General features: G+C 40.7%; 22 protein-coding genes. 15 read left to right on the top strand and 7 right to left on the bottom strand.

Features of this window, described 5'->3' with window-relative positions; genetic code table 11:
* Window positions 1-10: 10 nt before the first annotated feature.
* The 3 genes from MHI35_RS09745 to MHI35_RS09735 form a co-directional block, all read right to left on the bottom strand.
* On the bottom strand, window positions 11-676 hold the full coding sequence (locus MHI35_RS09745; RefSeq protein WP_211064301.1) for a DUF4397 domain-containing protein: 666 nt from the start codon (window positions 674-676) through the stop codon (window positions 11-13).
* Between the two features lie 120 nt (window positions 677-796).
* Window positions 797-1057: a hypothetical protein gene (locus MHI35_RS09740; RefSeq protein WP_012010293.1), complete on the bottom strand. Its 261-nt coding sequence runs from the start codon at window positions 1055-1057 to the stop codon at window positions 797-799.
* 54 nt (window positions 1058-1111) lie between these two features.
* On the bottom strand, window positions 1112-1525 hold the full coding sequence (locus tag MHI35_RS09735) for a MarR family transcriptional regulator (RefSeq protein WP_370339267.1): 414 nt from the start codon (window positions 1523-1525) through the stop codon (window positions 1112-1114).
* A 155-nt stretch (window positions 1526-1680) separates the two neighbouring features.
* Between MHI35_RS09735 and msrA the strand changes: the two genes are divergently transcribed.
* Both msrA and msrB read left to right on the top strand, forming a co-directional pair.
* Window positions 1681-2217, top strand: a complete 537-nt coding sequence (gene msrA, locus MHI35_RS09730) for a peptide-methionine (S)-S-oxide reductase MsrA (RefSeq protein ID WP_144522933.1) — start codon at window positions 1681-1683, stop codon at window positions 2215-2217.
* Window positions 2214-2645 carry a peptide-methionine (R)-S-oxide reductase MsrB gene (msrB, locus tag MHI35_RS09725; RefSeq protein ID WP_335349484.1) on the top strand — a complete coding sequence of 144 codons (432 nt, stop codon included), beginning with the start codon at window positions 2214-2216 and terminating at the stop codon, window positions 2643-2645. Before msrA ends, msrB begins: the two co-directional genes overlap by 4 nt.
* A gap of 51 nt (window positions 2646-2696) precedes the next feature.
* Here msrB and MHI35_RS09720 read toward each other — a convergent pair whose 3' ends face one another.
* On the bottom strand, window positions 2697-3725 hold the full coding sequence (locus MHI35_RS09720) for an SDR family NAD(P)-dependent oxidoreductase (RefSeq protein ID WP_144522934.1): 1029 nt from the start codon (window positions 3723-3725) through the stop codon (window positions 2697-2699).
* Between the two features lie 243 nt (window positions 3726-3968).
* Here MHI35_RS09720 and MHI35_RS09715 point away from each other — a divergent pair, with 243 nt between their 5' ends.
* The gene (locus MHI35_RS09715; protein WP_211064302.1) at window positions 3969-4691 is read left to right on the top strand and encodes an acylneuraminate cytidylyltransferase family protein; all 723 of its coding nucleotides are present in this window, start codon (window positions 3969-3971) and stop codon (window positions 4689-4691) included.
* Between the two features lie 28 nt (window positions 4692-4719).
* Here the strand turns inward: MHI35_RS09715 and MHI35_RS09710 are convergent, their stop codons facing one another.
* Window positions 4720-5682, bottom strand: coding sequence for a CgeB family protein (locus tag MHI35_RS09710; RefSeq protein WP_211064303.1), 963 nt, complete (start codon window positions 5680-5682; stop codon window positions 4720-4722).
* A gap of 15 nt (window positions 5683-5697) precedes the next feature.
* Window positions 5698-6099 (bottom strand): hypothetical protein, encoded by a 402-nt coding sequence (locus MHI35_RS09705; RefSeq protein WP_211064304.1) that lies wholly within the window; start codon window positions 6097-6099, stop codon window positions 5698-5700.
* 207 nt (window positions 6100-6306) lie between these two features.
* On the opposite strand from MHI35_RS09705, the gene cgeC reads away from it, so the two are divergent.
* The 7 genes from cgeC to MHI35_RS09670 all read left to right on the top strand — a co-directional run bounded on the left by cgeC (window position 6307) and on the right by MHI35_RS09670 (window position 12405).
* The gene (gene cgeC, locus MHI35_RS09700) at window positions 6307-6627 is read left to right on the top strand and encodes a spore maturation protein CgeC (protein ID WP_211064305.1); all 321 of its coding nucleotides are present in this window, start codon (window positions 6307-6309) and stop codon (window positions 6625-6627) included.
* 17 nt (window positions 6628-6644) lie between these two features.
* Complete coding sequence (locus MHI35_RS09695) at window positions 6645-7940, top strand: glycosyltransferase family A protein (protein WP_211064306.1); 1296 nt, start codon at window positions 6645-6647, stop codon at window positions 7938-7940.
* A 158-nt stretch (window positions 7941-8098) separates the two neighbouring features.
* Window positions 8099-9475 (top strand): sigma-54 interaction domain-containing protein, encoded by a 1377-nt coding sequence (locus MHI35_RS09690; protein WP_211064307.1) that lies wholly within the window; start codon window positions 8099-8101, stop codon window positions 9473-9475.
* A 117-nt stretch (window positions 9476-9592) separates the two neighbouring features.
* Window positions 9593-10993, top strand: a complete 1401-nt coding sequence (ablA, locus tag MHI35_RS09685) for a lysine 2,3-aminomutase (protein ID WP_335349485.1) — start codon at window positions 9593-9595, stop codon at window positions 10991-10993.
* A gap of 2 nt (window positions 10994-10995) precedes the next feature.
* Window positions 10996-11277: a YokU family protein gene (locus MHI35_RS09680; protein WP_012010281.1), complete on the top strand. Its 282-nt coding sequence runs from the start codon at window positions 10996-10998 to the stop codon at window positions 11275-11277.
* Between the two features lie 78 nt (window positions 11278-11355).
* Window positions 11356-11580 carry a YozE family protein gene (locus MHI35_RS09675; RefSeq protein ID WP_335349486.1) on the top strand — a complete coding sequence of 75 codons (225 nt, stop codon included), beginning with the start codon at window positions 11356-11358 and terminating at the stop codon, window positions 11578-11580.
* A gap of 144 nt (window positions 11581-11724) precedes the next feature.
* Window positions 11725-12405, top strand: a complete 681-nt coding sequence (locus MHI35_RS09670; RefSeq protein WP_335349487.1) for a hypothetical protein — start codon at window positions 11725-11727, stop codon at window positions 12403-12405.
* Here MHI35_RS09670 and MHI35_RS09665 read toward each other — a convergent pair.
* Window positions 12402-12536, bottom strand: coding sequence for a hypothetical protein (locus MHI35_RS09665; RefSeq protein ID WP_274607793.1), 135 nt, complete (start codon window positions 12534-12536; stop codon window positions 12402-12404). The genes MHI35_RS09670 and MHI35_RS09665 overlap by 4 nt on opposite strands.
* A 119-nt stretch (window positions 12537-12655) precedes the next feature.
* On the opposite strand from MHI35_RS09665, the gene MHI35_RS09660 reads away from it, so the two are divergent.
* The 5 genes from MHI35_RS09660 to MHI35_RS09640 all read left to right on the top strand — a co-directional run bounded on the left by MHI35_RS09660 (window position 12656) and on the right by MHI35_RS09640 (window position 15562).
* Window positions 12656-12826 carry a YozD family protein gene (locus tag MHI35_RS09660; protein ID WP_012010277.1) on the top strand — a complete coding sequence of 57 codons (171 nt, stop codon included), beginning with the start codon at window positions 12656-12658 and terminating at the stop codon, window positions 12824-12826.
* Between the two features lie 48 nt (window positions 12827-12874).
* On the top strand, window positions 12875-13483 hold the full coding sequence (locus MHI35_RS09655) for a phosphatase PAP2 family protein (RefSeq protein ID WP_335349488.1): 609 nt from the start codon (window positions 12875-12877) through the stop codon (window positions 13481-13483).
* A 54-nt stretch (window positions 13484-13537) separates the two neighbouring features.
* Entirely contained in the window at window positions 13538-13855 is a 318-nt protein-coding gene (locus MHI35_RS09650) for a YodL domain-containing protein (protein WP_012010275.1), read from the top strand.
* A 112-nt stretch (window positions 13856-13967) separates the two neighbouring features.
* Window positions 13968-14663 (top strand): purine-nucleoside phosphorylase, encoded by a 696-nt coding sequence (gene deoD / locus MHI35_RS09645; protein WP_012010274.1) that lies wholly within the window; start codon window positions 13968-13970, stop codon window positions 14661-14663.
* 68 nt (window positions 14664-14731) lie between these two features.
* Window positions 14732-15562, top strand: a complete 831-nt coding sequence (locus MHI35_RS09640) for a M15 family metallopeptidase (RefSeq protein WP_012010273.1) — start codon at window positions 14732-14734, stop codon at window positions 15560-15562.
* The last annotated feature ends 25 nt before the right edge of the window (window positions 15563-15587 follow it).

Raw genomic sequence — 15587 nt, 5'->3', positions numbered from 1 at the left:
AGGCTCTTTTTTATATTTGCTGAGACAAGACCACCTTCGCCATAAGCTCTGGCTCTCCGTTAGCAAATCCATGAAGCAGAATGAGGTATGCGCGATTAGCTTGCAGATGAACTTTTGGGATATCGAGCAGTATACTTTGAGTGCCGGCGGCTTTTAATTCAAAATGATATTTATTAGGAGAGAAATGATGAATGTGAGTGCTGTTTACATAGTGAAGCTCCTGTGCTAACATCCCTTGATCACGTTCATATAGATCAATGGAAGGAAGGTCTGGAGACAGATGGACAAAGGTAAGAGCTGACAAATCCTCATGTTGAATGACAGGGTCTTGCCGCTCTGTGAGCAGCGCAAAACCCGCATGTGCACCTGTGATACATAAGGTGTAAATCTCGTCACGTTTAATCATCATACGAGAATGAAGAACTCTTTCTTTTGTAGCCAGCTTGAACACTTCTATCTCATACATTCCCTCATCCCACTCCATATAAGCTGTTAACTGGCTGTAACGTATTTTCTTCAGGACCTCATTCCGGTTCACATATACAGCGAGCTCACTAAGATCTGGGGCAGCGTGAAAAAGCCGAATAAAGGCTTTGGTATAAGGGCTGCTTTGATGGTGCTCGAATCCCGGAGCGAGTGGGCGATATGGATAGTCATGATAAAAGAGCTGCTGCATGTTATCAATCCCCCCTTTCTTATGCGATGGTGTTTTTTGTAGCGTATGCATGAAAAAGGTGATCTGTATAGGCAAACGAGGCATAGAAAAAAGCCTGACGTTTTCCGTCAGACCCGCATGTTAAGAAGGAGAAGAATATTGATGATATTCAGCTAGCTTAATGAATGTTTTTTCATCCTCAATGAGTCCACAAACACCGCACTGGACTTTTATTTGTGGACCTTGATAGCTCATGTGAAAAGGAGAAAGCTGCTCTCCTTCGTATCTTTCGACAACTGCTCCGGTCGCAGGGTCGAGTTTCACAGGTTCTGAAAGCTGCTCAATCAGATTAAAGCGCGTTCTGTTCGTTTTACAGTTTGGACAAAGATAAGGGCTTGTCATGATTCATTCCACCTCTTTTTATCCGTAGCATGTCCAGAGCGCTAAATTCTATGCTTAATCCTTTTGACTTTTATCCAGCTTTTTAAATAATTTGATCATTGTTTTTAGTTCTTCGTCGTCGAATGACTCAAATCGCTCCATGAAGTATTCTGTTTTCTTTTTCTCAAAATGCTCAGTAATTTCCTTACCCTTATCGGTTAAGTGGATTTTGATGATGCGGCGATCCTCTTTAGAACGGATACGGGTGATCCAGCCCTTTTCTACAAGTGTGTCAGTCACAGCTGTGATATGGCTTGCTGACACCCCTAGAATGGACGCAAATTCCGTTACTTTTTTTGCACCTTGTTCACGAAGCAGATTTAAAATAAGAAATTCATTCCGAGATAATTCGTTTTCGAGCAGGCTGTTAATCTCATAACGGATCTGCTTAAATACGGTTCTCAGTAAGGTATCCATTTCATACATCATTTTTTTTCTTTGTTCCAATCATTAAACCCCCATTATATTTTAAAATACGACAAAATGCTTTTTGATCATTTAGGTATACAAGTCGTATCATTTTCATTATTTTTCATCATGTTATAATATGATGATACCATTTTTTAAATGAAGGGGGCACTAATATGTCTGAAAAACAAGAATTAGCCACATTTGCAGGAGGCTGTTTCTGGTGTATGGTTAAACCTTTTGATGAACAGCCGGGCATTATCAAAGTTGAATCAGGGTATACTGGCGGACATACAGTGAATCCGACCTATGAAGAAGTATGTACAAATGCAACCGGACATAGAGAAGCGGTTCAAATCACGTTTGATCCAGACGTTTTCCCGTATGAAAAGCTATTAGAACTGTATTGGCAGCAAATAGACCCAACAGATGATGGCGGGCAATTTGGTGATAGAGGAGAGTCCTACCGCACAGGTATTTATGTTCATCATGACGAGCAAAGAAAGCTTGCAGAGGCATCGAAAGAGAAGCTGAACGAAAGCGGCATCTTCCAAAAGCCAATCGTAACAGAAATTTTAGATGCTGCTCCTTTTTATCCCGCAGAGGAGTATCATCAGCACTATTATAAAAAGAACAAAATGCACTATGAACGATATCATGTCGGTTCTGGCAGAGCGGGTTTTATTGAGTCCCATTGGAGTGATAAATCATGACAAACGATAAAGAAAAACGACTAAAAGAATTAAACCGAATGCAGTACGAAGTCACACAAAATAATGGCACGGAACCGCCATTTCAAAATGAATTTTGGGATCATAAAGAAGAAGGCATTTATGTCGATATCATTTCAGGCAAGCCGCTTTTTTCTTCTTTAGATAAGTTTGATGCCCATTGCGGCTGGCCGAGTTTCACAAAGCCGCTTGAAGATGAGGAAGTAGCGGAGAAGGTGGATAAGAGCCATGGGATGGTGCGGACAGAGGTGCGCAGCAAGACAGCTGATTCTCATCTAGGCCATGTCTTTCCAGATGGACTAGGACCAAATGGTCTTCGGTATTGTATTAACTCAGCTGCTTTGAAGTTTATCCCAAAAGATGATCTTGAAAAAGAAGGCTATGGGGATTTGAAACATCTATTTGATTGATCTATTGAAAAATCGTCACATGGAAAGCATCTGCTTCCGTGTGACGATTTTTTATTTTTTATGATGCGTGTGATGTAATTGTTCAATGATGTGGAACAGCTTTTCTTTTGTAATGAGAGGTGCTTCATTGGATGTGTAATTGGTTAAGTCGACTTTTTGAAAGGCAGGATGCCGTTTTGGTCTTGGTAAAATGGCATAAAATTGTTCATGCTCAAATAGTGCATCTGCTTCATGCGGAAATGTAAGCTCTTCGTGAAGCTTTTCTCCAGGTCTTTTCCCGACAACGAGAATCTCCGGAGCTGCGACATTGATTTGAGCAGCATATTCTTGAAACGCTTTTAAGAGATCAGCAAGCTGTAACGACTCCATCTTGAGAATAAACGTTTCGCCGCCTTTCATCATGATAGCTGCTTGAAGTGTGAGGGAGACAGCCTCTTCGATGGACATAAAAAAACGTGTCATATGAGGATCAGTGACGGTCAAAGGTTTTTCATTTAACAACTGCTGGAGCATGATGGGAATGACGGAACCTCTTGATCCAAGCACATTGCCAAAACGGACAGAGCAAAACATTGTTTTTTGGTTCGGAATACTTTCGTTTGCTTGGAAGAATAGTTTTTCTGAAATTAATTTTGTTGCCCCCATGGCATTTGTCGGAGAAACTGCTTTATCAGTGGAAATGTTGACAACATGACTGACTTCATGTTCGATCGCAGCCTCAATGACGTGCTGCCCGCCGATAATATTTGTTTGTACGGCTTCAAACGGATTGTCTTCACAAGTAGGAACTTGTTTTAAGGCGGCTGCATGAAAGATGATATCAACGCCTTTGACGAGCTGTCTCACGCGGCTTGCATCTCGTACATCCCCTAAAGCGAAGACAACTTCTGGATGATCTGCATACTCATTTTTCATCATGTATTGTTTGCTATCATCTTTGCTGAAGACGATAATCTTCTTTGGAAAGCATGATGTTAATTTTTTCACAATTTGACGGCCGATTGAACCTGTACCGCCTGTGACCAATATCGTTTTGTCACGAAAAAAAGCCTTTAAACTCTTTTCTATCTTTTTGGACATATCTAATCCCCCAACTCTCATTTCTCTACTTTGCATCATATGTGAAAGAGCGGTATCTGTTTGAGGAAAAGAACCACTTTCTATATAAATTAGGTGAACACATTATAACCATCTGCTTGACGTCTTAATAGAATATGGAGAGATAAGAGAATAAGTAGAAAAACGAGAGACCTGAACACTTCAGTACGGCGATCAGCTCAGGAGAAAATGAAGTGAGCTGTGCGCGAGGGGAGAAGGGAATACATGTATAGGGGAAATCGTATTTTAGCCTTGATACCAGCTTTTAGAAGCAGGCGTGATCAGCATGATGAACATATTCGCATCTTGGCGGAGCGCCCGCTCATCTATTGGACCATTCAGCCGTTACTGCAAATGATTGAGTTAGACGAAATCATCGTCTCTACAGAGGATGTCAATACGCAAATCATTTCTTCTCACTACGGAGCCCGTGTGATTGAACTACCAGACAGTCATGTAACAGAACAAACACCGTCACTCATAGCAGTGAAGCATGCGCTTGCTTATTTAGAGCGTGAGGGGAAGACGTTTGATATTGTTCTATATTTGCATCCATCGTCTCCTTTGAGACAGCCGGAAGATATTGAGAAGTGCTTGAAGCTTTTAGTAGAAGGAAATTATGACTGCATGGCAACTTTTACAGAGGCGCTAGAAAACCCAAATGAAACATGGACACTGCATGAGAATAATGAAGCTACTTTATATAAGGACAATCATTACTTTTTCATGCCAAAGCATGAGTCACCATATACGTATGGTCGTTTAAATGGAGCGGTGTATGCTTTTCATGTTCCATATGCAAAAGAATGCATTCATTCCTTTTTAGAAGGATCTGTTGGAGCATATATCATGGATCCCCAAAAATCACTCGTGGTGAAACAGGAAGAAGACCTTGTGAAAGCGGAGAAAGTTTTATTGGCTCGCAGAGATGCGGAGGGTCAGGCATAAGATGAATTTCAACGAGAAAAGCGCCCAGTCATAGGGCGCTTTTTACGATCTCATAAAGTCTGTGTGGAAATGACTCAAATGTATTCCAAGAAACGACTTGTTCATAATTGTTTCGTGCGATTGCTTTTCTTTTCTCGGCATTTGATCCATAATATTCAACCTGTTCAAGCAAATCGTCCTCATCTTTATAAAAAGCGAAGCTTGAAAAGGCTTGTGGCGGTTGTAGATCCGTCAATTGAAAGCTTCCCGCTGCAGCGATATCAAACGCTCTGTTGTTCAGGCTTACATTTTGAATCATGGCTTTGTTTTTGTTATAGGAAAAATGTGCCGGTCTGTGCGGATTAAGAACAATGGCTGATTGTTGATAGGTGTCCGCCATTTGCTGAGGACTCAGCCAATTAGTCACTAATGTGAGATCTCGATCATGTCTTCGAATCTTATTTAAATGACGATGCCATTCCTTACCTGCTACGAGAATTCGCCATTTTTTCTGTTGTAAGAGTGTATCAATGGCTTTCGTGCGATTGGGGTAAGGGTAGCCAATGAGTGCAATGTCGTAAACGCACATCTTTTCAGACGATTCGTTTTTTTGAAAAATACGTGTATTTGCCGGAATGGGAAAGTAGTAGGCGTGACCTATCCCCAATTGTTTGTAAAATGGCAAAGCTCCTTCATCAATCGTTAATATGAGCCGCGCATCACGTGCACAAGCAGCTGACACATCTGTATAAAAGGGATCTTCTGTCATCCACAAAACGATCGGGATCTTTTCTTGTTTGAATTGATGAAGCACTTCGCTCGGAACATGATCACCGATCATCATCAAAACAAAATCCGGAGAAAATGTCCGGATTTTGTGCATGTGAGCGGGTAGAGATTCTCGGTCAACCTTTACACAGGAAAAGGGGGAATCAATGAAGCTCTCTTCTACCCATTGATCAAACATGTGATAGATTCCGCCGTAGCCAGAGCTGATATAAAGAAGCTTCATGATGACCCTCTCACATTAAGACGTGAACGTAACACTTTCAACTTTATCTACATCTAATAAAGTCGTTGCAGAGCCTGTTGGAGTGACTGAGCTTTCTTGTGTAACAAAGACAACACCAGTTGACGCATCGAATGATACGAATTGAACTGGCCCGATTAAGTCTCCTGAGTCAGTGACAATGCTAATGACAGTTCCTGGTGAAAGTCTTGCAAAAATCCATCTTGCTGGCTGAGATACATCGAGTGTTGTAGCAGAATCTGAAGGTGATGCCTCAGCTGCCACTTCACTTAATAAATCATTCAATTTTTCTTCCATTTGAACTCCTCCTTCATCAAGATTAACTGTTAATGCACGAGTAAGTGGTTTGAAAAACACTTTAAATAGTTCTTTTTTTAATTCGGCACGCTTGTCGCTCATTTTTTTCCCATCCTTTCTTCATCAATTCAAACTCACCCCTATGTATATGTCGTTCATTTTTTTTGGTATAAGCAGAACGCTGATTCCTTGTTCTTTTTATCATTTAATCACTTCACACATTTTTAAAAATGTTTTCAAATGCTGAGGCTAAATGAAGTGAATCTCATACTCTAGTAAAGATTAAATGTGAAGAGAGAGGGATTATGAATGGAATTTGATCAATTATTAAATGGTTGGAACGAAGAATTATTAGAAGCAGAAGGAGTAATTGAAGTCATCTTGATTTTACTACTTCTTCGTCTATTAGAAGAAAGTGAGGAAGAGAGTGTGTCAGATATTAAAGAATTACTTCGTCCTTGGCTTGAACTTGGCATTCCAGTGCCACGCGTTCATTTAGTCAATGGAGATGTCCTTCAAAACGTAGTTGTTGTGCAACTCTTTGATTCAGTAGCGGTCTTTAAAAACGCGACAAATCAGCTAAGAGTGAATGTTCCTTACGTGAACATCGTCAGCTGGGGGGCTTTTTAATCTAATTAAAAAGGATAATGATCATGAAAGTATCGGTGATTTTAACAAGCTACAATAAACCTGATTTCATTGATCGTGTGCTAAAGAGTATGATGGAACAAACGTATTCAAATTGGGAGCTTCTCATTATGGATGATGGCTCAGAACAAGACACCATCGAAAAGATCCAGACCTATTTAGAAGATGAGCGCATTCATCTATATTCACGCACGGTTCATCCTGCAAAACGGCTGTTAACCGTACGATATGCGACGCTCATTAATGAAGCGCTAGCTCGTATAACAGGTGAGCTCATTTGTTATTTAACTGATGATACCGTGTATCATCAAGATCGTTTGCAGAAAATGGTGGATGTTTTTCAGTCGAAGCCTCATATAGATATTGTGTATTCCTCGCAGCGGGTCGTGCATGTTGATAAGCAATTAGTCGAGACGATGAGCTTTGTGCGTGAAGCAGACCAAATATTGGAGCATGCGTCCTTTCAAGTGGACCATTGTTCGGTCATGCACAGAAGGCGTTTGCTTCCGCTCATTCATGAAAAATACGGACAATATTGGGATGATGAGGCGAAACACTGGCATCATGCAGATTCTGTTTTTTGGATGAGGCTGAATCAATTTGCCGCGTTCTTTCCATTAAGAGATGTACTTGATACAACGTATAAAACGCCCCATTCCTTTCATCATTTGTTTTCGAGTATGCCGTATGATCTCATTGACGGAACGGTGATTGAAAAGGAAGGTGATTTCTACCAAATCGCAGGCGGGAATCTTCATAGAATTGAAAGGTGCTGGGTAAATGAAAAAAATAGGCGCGCCATTCGGGTTCCTTCGTTATGTGCGATGAAATATGAGATAAAAGATATGCTGGCAGTACCCAATTATACAGTTGTCACGGCAGATCATGGGAAGACGTTCTATTATATTGAAGATCAGAAAAAAAGGCGATTTGCTTCAAAGCGTGACGTGCAATATTTTCAGTTTCATCCTAAGGAGATTTATACCATTTCAAATGAACGCCTTCAGTTGTTTAAAGATGGAGGAATGATTCAAGTTTCTCCAGTATTTCATCCGCCAAACAGGCGGCTCTTTAAATGGAAACAAGAAGTGTATTTACTGATGCATCACACCTTTTGCCGGATTGACCCTGAAGTTGTAAAGCGATTTGCTTTTTATCATCAGCCTATAAATTTATACCCTTCCCAATTTAGCTTATTTCAAGAAGGAAAGCCGATCATGCCGCTGTATATGGAATCGTTGCAAGAATTCGATATGTCTCTTTATCAAACATCAGGGCGAAAGCACTCCTCATAAGAGGGGTGCTTTTTTGACGCTATTGACAAAAAAAGCAGGAAGTTTCAAGGGAAAAGCGAAACATGAAAGGACAGGAGAACGTGTGATGAAGATGATCAAGCCGCTGAAAATCCGGCAATGGATGCCGGTTTTTCGGCACTGAAAGTGAGGGGGAAAGAATGGGGAAGGTTGTCGAAAGAGCGGATTGGTTTGAATTAATTTTAGAAGCCATTGATGAAGCCATCCATGTTGTAGATGATCAAGGAATGACGATCTTTTACAATCATAATGCTGCTAAGTTTGACTGTTTACAAAAAGAAGAGGTGATTGGTAAGTACATCCTTGATGTGTATCCCTCTTTAACAGAAAAAACAAGTACGCTCATGCATGTTTTGAGAACAGGGAAGCCCATTTATCATTCGCTGCAAACCTATTTGAATAAAAACGGCGAAAGAATTGAGACCGTCAACACGACATTGCCTATTATTGAAGACAGCCAGTTAATAGGTGCTGTCGAAGTCGCAAAAGATGTATCGAAGCTGTCAGCCCTTTCGAATCGTTTAGATCAAAAAAAACGAATACATGATGCGGCTGGGGCAGAACAAATGCACAATTTTTCTTCATTTTTAACAAATGATCCGCTCTTAAATGAAATGCTTGAAAAGGCAAAAAAAGCTGCTGCTTACCCGTCATCAGTTGTTGTCTACGGGGAAACAGGGACAGGGAAAGAAGTGCTCGTTCAAGCCATCGTTCATGAATCTGACCGGAAAAACCAAGTGTTCATTCCGCAAAACTGTGCAGCACTCCCAGAGTCGCTACTTGAGAGCCTATTGTTCGGATCTGTCAAAGGGAGCTATACGGGCGCAATTGATCGTAAGGGGCTCTTTGAATTAGCTGATGGAGGCACGCTTTTTCTTGATGAACTGCAAGCGATGCCGCTCACGCTGCAGACGAAATTATTGCGTGTGTTAGAGGATGGCGTGGTGCGCCGCATTGGGGATGCAAAAGCGATTCAAGTAGATGTAAGACTCATTACTGCACTCAATATGGACCCATTTGAAGCGGTGAAAAAGCAAATTCTAAGAGAAGACTTATTTTATAGACTGCATGTGTCATCTTTTCATATCCCGCCGCTTCGTGAGAGGAAGCAAGACATTCCGCTGCTTTCCCGCCATTTCATTCAAACCTATCATCAGCAGTTTTCAAAAAACGTCAAACGCCTTTCTGAAGAAACAAAGCAATTGTTTATGGCTCACCACTGGCCGGGGAACGTTCGAGAATTAAAACATACCATTGAGCATGCCGTATTGATGATGCCAAAGGAAGCGGAAGACATTACACCTTCATATCTTCCAGCTCATTTACGTACGCAGAAGCTTGAGGATGAAACACCCGATGCCTCCTTAAAAAGTCAGGTCTCTTCATTTGAACAAACACTTATTCAGGAAGCTTTAAACAAGCATCAAGGCAATATTAAAAAAACTGCCGCAGCTTTAAAAATCCCTCGACAAACGCTGCAATATAAACTGAAGAAATATGCAGATGCCGAAATATAGGCACCACCATTCATACAATATCACGGGTAAAGCTCCTTTTATAAAGAAAAGGGGCATTTTCCCATGTTGGCACATAACTTGCATAGTATAAGGTGAATGCTGATAGGGGGAATGGATATGAATCAGAAACTATATGAACCGGCGCGTCATTGGAAGGACATTGAGCTTTGGAAAGATGTACCTGAGGAAAAATGGAACGACTGGATTTGGCAGCTGACGCATACCGTGAAAACGCTTGAAGATTTAGAGAAAATCGTAAACTTAACAGAAGAGGAAAGAGAAGGGGTGAAGATCTCCACCAAAACCATTCCACTCAACATTACACCCTACTATGCCTCATTGATGAATCCAGACGATCCAAGATGTCCAGTACGTATGCAATCTGTGCCAATTGCTGAAGAGCTTCATAAAACAAAATATGATCTGGAAGATCCTTTGCACGAAGATGAAGACTCACCTGTTCCGGGGTTAACGCATCGGTACCCAGATCGTGTGCTTTTTCTTGTAACCAATCAGTGCTCCATGTACTGCCGCTATTGTACGAGAAGACGTTTTTCTGGACAGATCGGTATGGGCGTGCCAAAAAAGCAGTTAGATGCTGCCATTGGATATATTAGGGAAACGCCTGAGGTGCGGGATGTGTTAATTTCCGGCGGAGATGGTCTTTTAATCAACGATCAAGTGCTTGAATACATTTTGAAAAACTTACGAGACATTCCGCACGTTGAAATCATTCGCATAGGCACGCGTGCGCCGGTCGTCTTTCCGCAGCGCATTACAGATGAGCTGTGCGAGATTTTGAAAAAATATCATCCGGTTTGGCTAAATACTCATTTCAATACAAGCATTGAAATTACGAAAGAAGCGAAAGAAGCGTGCGAACGTCTTGTAAATGCTGGTGTGCCTGTAGGTAATCAGGCCGTCATCCTTGCAGGAATTAACGACAGTGTGCCGATTATGAAAAAGCTGATGCACGATCTCGTGATGATACGGGTCAGACCTTATTATATTTATCAGTGTGATTTATCTGAGGGGATTGGCCACTTTAGAACACCAGTATCAAAAGGTCTTGAAATCATCGAAGGCTTAAGAGGACATACGAGCGGCTACGCCGTGCCAAGCTTCGTTGTGGATGCACCAGGAGGCGGGGGAAAGATCGCCTTGCAGCCAAATTATTTATTATCGCAAAGCCCTGACAAAGTCGTGCTTCGTAACTTTGAAGGTGTCATCACCTCTTACCCTGAACCAGAGCATTACGTTGCAGGCCAGGCAGATGCGTATTTTAATGAAATTTATGAAGAGAAACAAGATCCGGCAATTGGTATTACTGCACTATTTCAGGATGAAGCGAAATCGTTTGCGCCAGAGAATTTAAGCCGGATGAAACGAAGAGAAGCATATGAAACAAATCCTGAGCATGACACACTCAAAAACAAACGTGAAAAACGAGATGAATTAAAAGAGAAAAAATATCAAGCGCAGCTTAAAAAAGATCAAACTGTAAAGGAGGAGAAATAGCCTTGCTGACATGTGATTGGTGTGAGGAAAATAAAGCAAACGCAGAGCAGACAACAGTCTATTGGGAACTGATCACTGGCACACAATCCATTGAAATCATCGAAACACCGTCCATTTCCTGCACGCATTGCGGTATGACATATCAAAAGGATGAGACGGTCAAAGAAATAGAAGATCAATTAATTTTAGTGGATCAGACAAAACTTCCAGAAAAAATTTCATATGAAGAATTAATGAGCATGGAGCGGTTATTAAAGCGAAATTACTTTGACTTTTCATCATAAGTTGTACCTCCGCCTATACAAGTCATCAAATTGCTGTATAATATAACAACAAAATAGAGTGTCGCGGAGGGAAAATAGGTGAAGTCGTTTTACCATTATTTAATGAAGTACAGACATCCAAAACCGAAAGATGAAATCAGCCATTTTGCAAATGCTGCTTATGAGGATCACAGCTTCCCGAAAGCGTCCACTGATTATCATGAGCTGTCTGCCTATTTGGAATTAAATGGCGATTATTTAAGCTCAATGACAACATTTGACGAAGCGTATGAGCAATATGATGTAGAAGTCAAAAAAAAATAACACACAACCGCTTTTTCCAGATGGGAGAAGCGGTTTTTTGATGAGAAATAAAATGGCGTTTTGCATGGTGTGGTTGCCCATGCAGAATTCCTTGCGCCGGCATACGATACGTTAAGACCAAAAGTCGGGCAAGGGGGAGACAGAATGAAGGCGAAAGCACCAAAATATCAAGTAGGGGATATTGTCGTCGTTGTCATGTACGGCACAGTCGGAACGATTACAAAAGTCCATCAAATTGACCAGCACTATTTGTATGAGGTCAATCATAATGAGGTGCTTTATTTTGAAACATCACTTCAGCTTTACGAAGAGTACAACGGGGTGATTGTGGATACAGAAAAGCTGGACATTGAATATGAGTTCCTCATTGGCGATGTTGTATATGTAAAAGATTACGGAAAAGAGCTATTTAAAATTATTGGCCATCGGACTGAAATATGGCGATACCTTGATGATGGCTGGGAAGATGTCATTTACGAACTCACGAGGCTAAAGGACGGAGAGTGGCTGGAAACAGAAGAGGAAGACTTAACGCTTGTTTTGAGGAAATATGAGATGGACCAGTTCGTTCATCAGCTTCTTTTTGTGCATTACGTGGGTGAAACTTCAAAAGAAATGGAAGAAGATATGGTGCAAACAGCTCTATTACAATTAGAAGAGAAACAAGAAAGCGAAGCATCACTAGAATTCCTCGCTGTATCTATAGTGGATGAGCTTCTTGATATTTATAATGACTATAAAATTCTCTACGAATTTTTCGAAGATCCAGAATACAAAGATATGATGGATTTTATATTGGAAAGTTTACACGAGCATTTTGGTTAGAGAAAGACTTGTCCTAACACGAATAAAAAATAAGGCACACAGAATAAAACAATCACATAAAACCATCCCCTCAAGATACGGCCCATCACCTGATCAAACATTTCTCCATCTAATATGTTGAACCATTTCATTGCCTCAAACCCCTTTTCTTTTTGTTTACTGCATTTATATGTATGGAATGAGCCATTATGACAAACTGTAATAAAAAACAGGCGACGTTCATACATCATAAAAAAGGAGGCGGAATGGAATGAAAGAAGCAGATTTGGTGATTGATACAGAGGAAATTGCGGAATTCTTCTACATGGAGCTGATCAAAAGAGGGTACATACCTGCAGAGCTGGAAACGTTTGAACTGGCTGACATTACGTTTGAATATATGCTGAAAAAAACAATGATAGTTGAAGAAGAGGCGTGGTAGGCATTATACTTTGAAGAGATTCTGAAAAGAGGGAGGGGAATCTTTCGCGTGTATATCCTAGTTCTTTTAATTTTATTTGGTGCCATTGCTGCGCTTATGGTATCTGGTGTAGGTCAAGTATTGGACAACCAGATTATTTTATGGTTTGAGAGCATCAGACTCCCTTTTTTAAATGAAGTGATGCTGGCTTTGACGGACTTTGGCATTAGTGCACTGCTCGTGCCCATCATGCTCATTTTCAGTGTCGCTTTATTCATATATAAGCGCTATTACTCTATCATGATGCTTTTTCTATTATATCTCACAGAAAAAACCATTAATCATGAACTAAAAGGGCTGTTTGCTAGAGAGCGTCCAGCCTTTGATCATCTTGTCAATGAAACGTATTACAGCTTTCCGAGCGGACATTCAATGAATGCAGCCACCATCTATCCGTTTATAGCTTACCTACTCGTTGAAATGATTCCATGGCTGAAAGAAAGGCAAAAAATCGTCTATTTGATCACAGGGATCTGTGTTCTTATCATTGGGGTCAGCAGAATGTATATCGGCGTTCATTTTTTGACAGATGTGGCAGGTGGTTTTGCGATAGGACTTGCTTTATTCCTTATTTGTAAAAAGATTGACGAAAAATTGTCTGTCATTCGACAAAAATAGAAGAAGGAAATTGACAGATCCCAGCCAATTTTATATAAAAGGGGAGGGATTTGAATGCAATTGACGTTGAGATTTTTTCAAAAGAAACCTTCAGCATTTCACTTAACCATTTATCAGACACCTGAATATGGCGCTGCAAGCGGGCATCAGCCTGTGTACCGGACAAAAATTGGCGGCAGAACACACCTGGATGTTCTGGAAAAAGCATTCTCGACATTTAATGTACATGATACAGTCCCTAGTGATTACAATGCACGGTTTATGACAACAGGCGATATTGTTGTGATTGATGATAAGAAAAAAGGAAAGTGCTATTATCAGCTTTTTCCGGCAGGATGGAAACGTAGTGAGCGACTGATGACAATGAGTTAAATAGATGATTGACGATGCCAGCTTGAGCTTCAGCTGGTATTTTCTTTTTTGGGCTCAATCGTTTATACTGAATAGGACAAATCACATAGTAAACGTAAGTGGAGGCTAAAAAATGAGTGTACATATTGGAGCAGAAAAAGGACAAATTGCAGAAACGGTGTTGCTGCCAGGCGATCCGCTTCGTGCGAAATATATTGCAGATACATATTTAGAAGATGTTGAATGTTATAACGAAGTGCGCGGCATGTATGGTTATACTGGAACGTACAAAGGAAAGCGTGTTTCTGTACAAGGAACTGGAATGGGCGTACCTTCTATTTCGATTTATGTGAATGAACTCATTCAAAGCTATGATGTTCAAAACTTAATCCGCGTCGGATCTTGCGGGGCGATCAAAAGGGATGTCAACGTACGTGATGTCATTTTAGCTCAAACCTCTTCAACAGATTCACAAATGAATCGTGTGGCGTTTGGACCGATTGATTACGCACCTTGCGCTGATTTTGGACTGCTTAAGAAAGCCTATGACACAGCGGAAGCAAAAAATGTCGCTGTACGTGTCGGCAATGTATTTACAGCAGACCAGTTTTATAATGAAAAACCACTTGAGCTCATGGCTCAATACGGGATTCTAGCAATTGAAATGGAGACAACCGCTCTATATTCGCTTGCAGCAAAATTTGATCGAAAAGCGTTATCTATTCTGACAGTGAGTGATCATGTTCTCACAGGAGAAGAAACAACGGCTGAAGAGCGTCAAACGACATTTGACGAAATGATCTTAATTGCACTAGACTCCGTTTTATAATACTATAAAGGGTGTGCTACGATGTAGCGCATCTTTATTTTTTTAGAAGAGCAAAAGGAAGGTATGTCATGAAGAAAAGCTATAAAATACTCTCAATCGCATCGATTCTTGGTTTGACAGCCGCATTATCGGGCTGCCAGTTGCTGGATCAAAAAAGCGGTACATCTGAATCGAACAAAACAAACGAACAAAAAAGCGCAGAAAATTCATCTACCCAGCAAAACTCAAACAATACAGCAGATTCATCTGATCAAGAGCTGACGTTAAAGAGTGAATATTTCAATGACATCAAGGTGGTAAGCGGGCTGAAAACCATTCAAAATCCTGCAAACGTGCTTGCACTTGTTAACAAAGAATACGCATTACCAGGAACCTATAAACCTTCTGATCTCGTTGTACCAAAAGTAGAATTCTCTTTTTCAGAGGATATTGAAAAACGATATATTCGTAAAGAAGCAGCAGAAGCACTTGAGACCTTATTCAAAGATGCGAAAAAGAAAAACTTCGAGCTGGCTGCCGTATCTGGCTATCGCTCCTATGACCGTCAAAAGGTCATTTTTGATAGTGAAGTCAAGTTAAAAGGAAAAGAAAAGGCGCAAGAAGCAGTAGCATTACCAGGCGAAAGTGAACATCAAACAGGCCTTGCGATGGACATTTCCTCAAAAAGTGCCGGCTTTGACATCTCTGAAAAGTTTGGTGAAACACCTGATGGCAAATGGGTGGCTAAAAACGCCTATAAATATGGTTTTATCATTCGTTATCCAAAAGGAAAAGAAGATATTACAAAATATGAATATGAGCCGTGGCATCTGCGCTATGTTGGAAAAGAAGCCGCAAAAGCGATGCATGATCACGATTTAACATTTGAAGAGTACATGAACAAAGTGAAGAAAATTTAATCAAATAAAAAGGCCTCCCAGCTAT

Source organism: Bacillus sp. FSL K6-3459, from assembly GCF_038003305.1.
GTDB lineage: Bacteria > Bacillota > Bacilli > Bacillales > Bacillaceae > Bacillus > Bacillus pumilus_O.
The sequence above is the reverse complement of the archived record's forward strand: the minus strand, read 5'-3'. Positions and strand labels throughout refer to the sequence as shown.

Excerpts from the sequence above, each read along its gene's own strand:
- MHI35_RS09650 (WP_012010275.1), top strand. The coding sequence starts at position 13,538 with ATGCAATTGACGTTGAGATTTTTTCAAAAGAAACCTTCAGCATTTCAC.
- cgeC (WP_211064305.1), top strand. The coding sequence starts at position 6,307 with ATGGAATTTGATCAATTATTAAATGGTTGGAACGAAGAATTATTAGAA.
- deoD (WP_012010274.1), top strand. The coding sequence starts at position 13,968 with ATGAGTGTACATATTGGAGCAGAAAAAGGACAAATTGCAGAAACGGTG.
- ablA (WP_335349485.1), top strand. The coding sequence starts at position 9,593 with ATGAATCAGAAACTATATGAACCGGCGCGTCATTGGAAGGACATTGAG.
- MHI35_RS09670 (WP_335349487.1), top strand. The coding sequence starts at position 11,725 with ATGAAGGCGAAAGCACCAAAATATCAAGTAGGGGATATTGTCGTCGTT.
- MHI35_RS09640 (WP_012010273.1), top strand. The coding sequence starts at position 14,732 with ATGAAGAAAAGCTATAAAATACTCTCAATCGCATCGATTCTTGGTTTG.
- MHI35_RS09695 (WP_211064306.1), top strand. The coding sequence starts at position 6,645 with ATGATCATGAAAGTATCGGTGATTTTAACAAGCTACAATAAACCTGAT.
- MHI35_RS09705 (WP_211064304.1), bottom strand. The coding sequence starts at position 6,099 with ATGAGCGACAAGCGTGCCGAATTAAAAAAAGAACTATTTAAAGTGTTT.
- MHI35_RS09660 (WP_012010277.1), top strand. The coding sequence starts at position 12,656 with ATGAAAGAAGCAGATTTGGTGATTGATACAGAGGAAATTGCGGAATTC.
- msrA (WP_144522933.1), top strand. The coding sequence starts at position 1,681 with ATGTCTGAAAAACAAGAATTAGCCACATTTGCAGGAGGCTGTTTCTGG.
- MHI35_RS09720 (WP_144522934.1), bottom strand. The coding sequence starts at position 3,725 with ATGTCCAAAAAGATAGAAAAGAGTTTAAAGGCTTTTTTTCGTGACAAA.
- MHI35_RS09715 (WP_211064302.1), top strand. The coding sequence starts at position 3,969 with ATGTATAGGGGAAATCGTATTTTAGCCTTGATACCAGCTTTTAGAAGC.
- MHI35_RS09745 (WP_211064301.1), bottom strand. The coding sequence starts at position 676 with ATGCAGCAGCTCTTTTATCATGACTATCCATATCGCCCACTCGCTCCG.
- msrB (WP_335349484.1), top strand. The coding sequence starts at position 2,214 with ATGACAAACGATAAAGAAAAACGACTAAAAGAATTAAACCGAATGCAG.
- MHI35_RS09710 (WP_211064303.1), bottom strand. The coding sequence starts at position 5,682 with ATGAAGCTTCTTTATATCAGCTCTGGCTACGGCGGAATCTATCACATG.
- MHI35_RS09740 (WP_012010293.1), bottom strand. The coding sequence starts at position 1,057 with ATGACAAGCCCTTATCTTTGTCCAAACTGTAAAACGAACAGAACGCGC.
- MHI35_RS09665 (WP_274607793.1), bottom strand. The coding sequence starts at position 12,536 with ATGAAATGGTTCAACATATTAGATGGAGAAATGTTTGATCAGGTGATG.
- MHI35_RS09690 (WP_211064307.1), top strand. The coding sequence starts at position 8,099 with ATGGGGAAGGTTGTCGAAAGAGCGGATTGGTTTGAATTAATTTTAGAA.
- MHI35_RS09735 (WP_370339267.1), bottom strand. The coding sequence starts at position 1,525 with ATGATGTATGAAATGGATACCTTACTGAGAACCGTATTTAAGCAGATC.